Origin of the sequence: Mesorhizobium sp. M1322 (assembly GCF_040318085.1) — a bacterium.
In the GTDB taxonomy this organism is placed as follows: Bacteria; Pseudomonadota; Alphaproteobacteria; order Rhizobiales; family Rhizobiaceae; genus Mesorhizobium.
Window position 1 is genome coordinate 23,686 of the sequence record NZ_JAMYLP010000072.1, and the last position, 6,876, is coordinate 30,561.

Consider the following 6,876-nt stretch of genomic DNA (forward strand, 5'->3'; position numbering starts at 1 on the left):
CGCGGCAGCCTGCCTGCGGCTTGTGCAGATAGAGTGCCTCTTGCCTTCGAGACGGCGCGGGCGGGCTGAGTTGCCGATCTCCCCAAGAGGGAGATCAGCCCGTCATCCGCTCAACTCATTCGGCCGCCAGCTTGTCCTGCGTCTTGGTGTCGAAATCGGTGGCGTCGTGGCGCTCGTGCAGCTGCATCGCCGGCTCGCCGAAGGCGCGGTTGACCATGCGGCCGCGCTGCACCGCCGGCCGTGCGTCGATTGCTTCGGCCCAGCGCTGCACGTTCTTGTACCCGTCCACTGCCAGGAAATCGCCGGCGTCGTTATACATGCGGCCCTTGGCCAGCCCGCCATACCAGGGCCACACGGCGATATCGGCAATCGTGTAGGCGTCGCCGCCGAGATATGCGCTCACCGCCAGCCGCCGGTCGAGCACGTCCATCTGGCGCTTGGTCTCCATGGCGAAGCGGTCGATGGCATATTCGATCTTTTCCGGCGCATAGGCGTAGAAATGGCCGAAGCCGCCGCCGAGGTAGGGCGCCGAGCCCATCTGCCAGAACAGCCATGACAGGGTTTCTGCGCGCGCCGGCTGCTCGGTCGGCAGGAATTCGCCGAATTTTTCGGCCAGATGCACCAGGATCGAGCCGGATTCGAAGACGCGGATCGGCTTTGGCCCGCTGCGGTCCATCAGCGCCGGGATCTTGGAGTTGGGGTTGACCTCGACGAAGCCGCTGCCGAACTGGTCGCCGTCGTTGATCCTGATCAGCCAGGCGTCGTATTCGGCACCTTTGTGGCCGAGCGCCAAGAGCTCCTCCAGCATGATCGTCACCTTGACGCCGTTCGGTGTCGCCTGCGAATAGAGCTGCAGCGGATGCTTGCCGACCGGCAGCTCCTTATCATGCGTCGGGCCGGCGATCGGCCGATTGATGCTGGCGAAGGCGCCGCCATTTTCCTTGTTCCAGGTCCATACTTTCGGCGGTGTGTATTGGTTCATCTCGGAGGCCTTGTGCTATGAGCGGGGAGGGTCTTGGGGAGGATCAGCTCGCGCGATGGAAGCGGGAGATTCGTGGGGCAGGTTCATCTACATATTGATACAGGTAGTGCGGTCAGCAGGAAGTTCAACTTATGTTGAACTATAGTCGACGCCGCATGCCCTTTCTACCAATGGACCCCGGGAGGAGGGGGGCTCACCGATGCCCTTGCGCCTCGTCACGTGCGCCATACCTATAGAAGATACCGGGCCTTTGGCGGCCGTCATGAATATTGCCGGGATTGAGAGCATGTCCATCGATACGATTTTGCGGTCCATCGTGGCGGTGCGCGCCTCGATCCCTGACGACGCCTTCACCGCCAATGCGCTGGGCACGAGCCGGGAAGGCAGCGGCGTGGTCATTCGCGATAACGGGCTGGTGCTCACCATCGGCTACCTCATCACCGAGGCGGAAGAAGTCTGGCTGACCGACCACAACGGGCGCGTGGTTCCCGCGCACGCGCTCGCCTATGACCAGGAATCGGGCTTTGGGCTGGTGCAGGCGCTGGCCCCGCTCGGCCTGCCTGCGGTGGCTTTCGGCGATGCGGCCAGGGCGATGGCCGGCGACCCCGTGGTGCTCGCCGACGGCATCGGCCAGGCGGTCAGGGCGCACATCGTCACCAAGCAGGAATTCGCCGGCTATTGGGAGTATCTCCTGGACGAGGCGATCTTCACCGCGCCCGCCCATCCGTCATGGGGAGGTGCGGCACTTATCGGGCAGGACGGAAGGCTGCTCGGTATCGGTTCGCTGTGCCTGCAGATGAGCCGCGCCGGCGAGATCGCCGATATCAACATGGTGGTGCCGATCGACCTTCTGCCGCCCATTCTCGACGATCTCCTGACACGCGGCCAGGTTGCCAAGCCACCGCGCCCATGGCTCGGCGCCTTCTCCGCCGAAAGCAATGGCGAAGTCGTGGTGATGAGTGTCGCCGAAGGCAGCCCGGCCGCCGAAGCCGGCCTGCGCCAGGGCGACATCATCTCGGATGTGCGCGACGGCGAAGTCGACGGGCTCGCCGATTTCTACCGCAAGCTTTGGCAGAACCCGGCGGGCGCCGAGATTCCGTTGCGGGTTGTGCGCGACGGCCGCGAAACCTGGCTGCGCGTCAAGTCGGCCGACCGCAACAGCTTTCTCAAAAAACCGCAGCTGCAGTGAAGCAGTCACCACCGGTCAGATCCTCCTGATAATCCGATGACGCGGCGTGCCTCACTCGCCGCAGGCACTGAACCCTGTTCCGGGGTTCCACTCCGAAAAGGCAATGACCTTGCCTTCCACCGCCACAGTTTTCTGCTTGGTCGTGCCATCGGGCTGTATCTTGCTGCCTTTGCCCTTGCCGGTCAAAACATTGTAATCGCAGTCGCTTGCGACATTGTCCTCAAAATAATCATGATAGTTATAGGCAAAGCCGGCGACGATGAAGGCGCCGTCGCGGTAAGCGAGCGTCAGCGTCTGGTTAGTCCGCTTGCTGCCGACCGGCATTGCCGGCAGATATAGTTTGATCGAGCCGTTGGGCAGCCCGGTCAGCTCCGGCTCGGTGTCGGAGGCCTCGTAGCCGGGCCGGTCGTAACCGTTCCACTCGCCGAGAATCTGACCGCGCACGGTGCCGGCAGGGCGCAAAAAATTGTGCTCGCGATCCCGGAGAAAGAAATGCACGTCCATCGGGTCGCTGGGCTCGGTCTCGACGATCATCACAAGGTCGGTGCCGCCGTCGCCATTCCAGTCGCCGGTCAGCGCCGTGATGATCTTCTGGGTTTCTATTGGTTCGGCCAGGGCCACGGTTGGCGCCAGCAGGGCAAGACCGAACAGCATTGCTCGCATGGCAACATCCCCCAAGTTGAGGCCCGCCCTGTCCGCCATGGCCGGTTCTGCCAGGGAGATTCCTACATCACGATTGGAAGAACCGCCATGGGCGCCGCGGGACAGCGACGCTGCCAATGTCCCCCACGTGGGGGGAGATCGGCGGCTTTGCTGTCCCGCCAACCTTGCAACAAGGCCACTGTTGCTCCATTCGATCGGAGCTAAGCAGCGAAGGAGGAAACCGATGACGACCGCAAAAAGCGAGGCCCGCTGATGGCACCGGTCAAGGTCGATCCCGCCAAGGTGTGCGAATTCAGCGATGCCGAAAGCTTCTACACCTGGCTCGGCCAGCACCACGACACCGAGACAGAGGTCTGGATCAAGATCCACAAGGTCGGTTCTGGGCTGCCTTCGATCACGCCCAAGGAGGCCATCGACGTCGTGCTGTGCTGGGGTTGGATCGACGCCGTGCGCAAGGGGCTCGACGACAAGAGCTATTTGCAGCGTTACACGCCGCGCGGCAGGAAGAGCACCTGGAGCCAGATCAACGTCGACAACGTCGCCCGGCTGATCGAGGAGGGCCGCATGACCGAGCATGGGCTGAAACAGGTCGATGCGGCGAAGGCCGATGGGCGCTGGGCGCGCGCCTATGGAAGCGGCAAGGACATGAAAATCCCCGGGGATTTGCAGGCCGCTATCGATGCCGAGCCCAAGGCCAAGGCGATGCTGGCAACGCTAAGCGCGCAGAACCGTTTCGCGCTCGCCTTCCGCATCCACAACATGAAGACCGAGGCTGGGCGCAAGAAGAAGATCGCGGCGTTCGTCGAGATGCTGAAGCGCGGCGAGACGATCTACCCGCAAGGGAAGAAGTGAGGCTTTGTGGCTGGCGCCGCCGCGGCTGTGGCTGCTATTGCGGATCGTCGTCCGCACGCTCAAAATTCGATGATGAACGCGGCACCGTTGCCTGCCGCTGGGCTTGAAGCCGCGTCCGGCTCCTCCATTTAGTTCGCAATAGTGCGCAACTTTCCGAGGAAGCGCCAGGAGTTGCTGGCCTCTGACAAACCAGAGTGGCCGCTCGTTCGTTTGGAGGGCGGCCTTAACAATCGAGCGTCTTCCTCGTCATCACACGAAGGGAGATCAAAATGGCAAAGGTCGTTTGCGTCCTTTATGACGATCCGGTTGACGGTTATCCGTCAAATTATGCACGGGATGGACTGCCGAAGCTCGACCGCTATCCCGGCGGCCAGACGCTTCCCACGCCGAAGGCCATCGACTTCGAATCGGGGGTTCTGCTCGGCAGCGTGTCGGGCGAGCTCGGCCTGAGGCCATTTCTCGAAAGCGCCGGGCACAGCCTGGTCGTGACCTCGGACAAGGACGGTCCCGACAGCGTTTTCGAACGCGAGCTCGCTGACGCCGAAATCGTCATCTCGCAGCCGTTCTGGCCGGCCTATCTGACCAAGGAACGGATAGCCAAGGCAAACCAACTGAAGCTTGCGATCACCGCCGGCATCGGGTCCGACCATGTCGATCTGCAGGCCGCGATGGACCGTGGCATCACCGTCGCCGAGGTGACCTACTGCAACTCGATCAGCGTGTCCGAGCATGTGGTGATGATGATCCTGGCGCTGGTGCGAAACTATATCCCCTCCTACCAGTGGGTTATCAAGGGCGGCTGGAATATCGCCGACTGTGTCGCGCGCTCCTACGATGTCGAGGGGATGCAGATCGGAACCGTCGGCGCCGGCCGGATCGGCAGCGCGGTGCTGCGCCGGCTGCGGCCGTTCGACGTCAAGCTGCACTACACCGACCGCCACCGGCTGCCCGAGGCGGTCGAGAAGGACCTTGGCGTCACTTTCCACCCAGACGCCGCGTCCATGGTTGGCATCTGCGATGTGGTGACGATCAATGCGCCCCTGCATCCGGAGACGGAGAACCTGTTCGACGAGGCGATGATCGCCAGGATGAAACGCGGCGCCTATCTGGTGAACACGGCGCGCGGCAAGATCTGCAATCGCGACGCCGTCGCCCGTGCGCTGGAGAGCGGCCAGCTCGCGGGCTATGCCGGCGATGTGTGGTTCCCGCAGCCGGCCCCTAAGGACCATCCGTGGCGATCGATGCCGCATCACGGTATGACGCCGCATATTTCAGGATCTTCGCTCTCGGCCCAGACGCGCTACGCCACCGGCACGCGTGAAATCCTGGAGTGCTGGTTCGAAGGCCGGCCGATCCGCGAGGAATACCTGATCGTCGATGGCGGCAAGCTGGCCGGCGCCGGCGCGCATTCCTATAGCGCAGGCGACGCCACAAGCGGTTCGGAGGAGGCGGCGCGCTTCAAGGCCAAGGCGTGATCCGACAAGGCCCGAGCCAGGCGAGATCAGGTCTGCCGCAGGGGTCGTAGAAGGAACCGGAGCCCGCCGTGGTGCCTCCTATAGGCCCCTTCGCCCGCTCCTTGCGCAGTAACGGTTTCTTCTTTGCTTTTGCCGCACAATGGGCCTCGAGGGGGCAGGCGAAGTCCAGGGCATGGCTAACAAGAAGAATCGCAACGGAGAGTTCTGGGAGCTGGCGCTCGAACGCGCGCATCTTGGCGTCTGGGATTGGGATCTCAGGACCGGCGACTGTTTCTACTCGGCAATGTGGTCGCAAATGCTCGGCTATGGCGAGGGTGAGCTCGTCGAGGCGAGCGATCTCTGGCTGCAGCTGACGCATCCCGACGATCGCGAGCGGGCGGTGGCCAGCGGCGAACGCCACATTGCCGGCCTGACCGATTCGATCGAGACCGAGCTCAGGCTGAAGCACAAATCCGGTCACTGGGTGTGGGTTCTCGATCGCGGCGGAGTGGTCGAGCGCGACGCGGAAGGCCGGCCGGTCCGGCTGATGGGCGTCCAGACGGACATCACCAAGCAGAAGCAAGCGGAAGCAGAGCTTGAACAGGTCAACGTGCGCTTTCGCCTGGCATTGGCGGCCAGCGGCACCGGCATCTGGCATCACGATCTCGCCGCACGCAAAAGCTTCTGGGACGAGCGCACGCGGGAAATCTTCGGGCTGGTCGCCGAAACCGACGAGGTGTCGCAAGACCTCTGGCACAGCTATCTGCATCCGGACGACAGGGCCGACGCCGAGCGGGCCCACTTGGCGCCGCTGCAAACCCAAAAGGTCGTCGCCGTGCAATACCGCATCATCAAGCGGGACGGCGACATCAGACATGTCGAATCGCTGATACGGTTCATCGCCGACGCCCAGTCGTCGGGCCAGATCCTGGGCACGGTGCGCGACATCACCGAGGCGAAGCAACGCGAGCAGGAACTTGCCCATGCGGCCTGCCATGACGCCCTGACTGGCCTTTTGAACCGCGCCGCATTCGACCGGCTGCTATCCCAGCATATCGCAACGGCGCGCCCGCTCGCGGTCTTCTATGTCGATCTCGATTACTTCAAGGCCTTGAACGACTTCGCTGGCCACGCCACCGGCGACCTCGCGCTGAAGAGCGTTGCCGAGGGCATTCTGGGCTGTCTGCCGCCGCCGGCGCATGCCGCGCGCCTTGGCGGCGACGAGTTCGCGCTGCTGGTGCCTGATTGCGACGCAGCGCAAGCCGAGCGTCTCGCCGGCGCCGTTCTCGCGGCGGTTCGCGATGCCGATCTCGGCTCGACGGCGGCGTCGCGCAAGCTCGCGGCCAGCATCGGCATCGCCTTCGTCGCCGATGAGAATACCGCGGTGGCTGACGCGCTCGCCTGCGCCGACGACGCCTGCTATGCGGCCAAGGCCGCCGGGCGCAATCGCTTCGCTGTGTTCTCCCCTGAGACAACATCCGGTTGCAGCGGCCTCACCGCGGCGCGGCTGGCGGCCGACACCGTCGATGCCATGGAAGACGGAAGGCTGAAACTGTTCGGCCAGGAAATCCACCGGCTCGGAAAACCCTGGCAGGAGAGCCGCCATGTCGAGGTCCTGGCGCGGCTCGACGGGCGCAACGGGCGGTGGATCCCGCCGGGCGAGTTCATCGCGGCGGCGGAGCGGTTTGGCGTCGCGGCGCGGCTCGACCGCTGGATCATCAGGACGGTGCTGTCAC

At 63.9% G+C, this 6,876-nt stretch carries 6 protein-coding genes; 4 read left to right on the forward strand and 2 right to left on the reverse strand.

Going from position 1 to position 6,876, the window contains the following annotated elements; genetic code table 11:
* Positions 1–115: 115 nt before the first annotated feature.
* Positions 116–982, reverse strand: a complete 867-nt coding sequence (gene yghU, locus NKH12_RS22555) for a glutathione-dependent disulfide-bond oxidoreductase (protein ID WP_352955160.1) — start codon at positions 980–982, stop codon at positions 116–118.
* A 286-nt stretch (positions 983–1,268) separates the two neighbouring features.
* On the opposite strand from yghU, the gene NKH12_RS22560 reads away from it, so the two are divergent.
* Positions 1,269–2,171, forward strand: a complete 903-nt coding sequence (locus tag NKH12_RS22560; RefSeq protein WP_352955161.1) for a S1C family serine protease — start codon at positions 1,269–1,271, stop codon at positions 2,169–2,171.
* A gap of 51 nt (positions 2,172–2,222) precedes the next feature.
* On the opposite strand, the gene NKH12_RS22565 is transcribed toward NKH12_RS22560, so the two are convergent.
* Positions 2,223–2,873 carry a hypothetical protein gene (locus tag NKH12_RS22565; RefSeq protein ID WP_352955162.1) on the reverse strand — a complete coding sequence of 217 codons (651 nt, stop codon included), beginning with the start codon at positions 2,871–2,873 and terminating at the stop codon, positions 2,223–2,225.
* 213 nt (positions 2,874–3,086) lie between these two features.
* Here NKH12_RS22565 and NKH12_RS22570 point away from each other — a divergent pair, with 213 nt between their 5' ends.
* From NKH12_RS22570 to NKH12_RS22580, 3 genes are all read left to right on the forward strand, one after another.
* Positions 3,087–3,686, forward strand: coding sequence for a YdeI/OmpD-associated family protein (locus NKH12_RS22570; RefSeq protein ID WP_352955163.1), 600 nt, complete (start codon positions 3,087–3,089; stop codon positions 3,684–3,686).
* Between the two features lie 269 nt (positions 3,687–3,955).
* Positions 3,956–5,161, forward strand: a complete 1,206-nt coding sequence (locus NKH12_RS22575; protein WP_352955164.1) for an NAD-dependent formate dehydrogenase — start codon at positions 3,956–3,958, stop codon at positions 5,159–5,161.
* Between the two features lie 172 nt (positions 5,162–5,333).
* A partial coding sequence (locus NKH12_RS22580; protein ID WP_352955165.1) for a diguanylate cyclase domain-containing protein occupies positions 5,334–6,876 on the forward strand: 1,543 nt, incomplete at its 3' end.

What these genes read in the sequence shown, in the direction of transcription:
- NKH12_RS22565 (WP_352955162.1), bottom strand. Translation starts at nt 2,873, where the DNA reads ATGGCGGACAGGGCGGGCCTCAACTTGGGGGATGTTGCCATGCGAGCA.
- NKH12_RS22575 (WP_352955164.1), top strand. Translation starts at nt 3,956, where the DNA reads ATGGCAAAGGTCGTTTGCGTCCTTTATGACGATCCGGTTGACGGTTAT.
- NKH12_RS22560 (WP_352955161.1), top strand. Translation starts at nt 1,269, where the DNA reads ATGTCCATCGATACGATTTTGCGGTCCATCGTGGCGGTGCGCGCCTCG.
- NKH12_RS22570 (WP_352955163.1), top strand. Translation starts at nt 3,087, where the DNA reads ATGGCACCGGTCAAGGTCGATCCCGCCAAGGTGTGCGAATTCAGCGAT.
- yghU (WP_352955160.1), bottom strand. Translation starts at nt 982, where the DNA reads ATGAACCAATACACACCGCCGAAAGTATGGACCTGGAACAAGGAAAAT.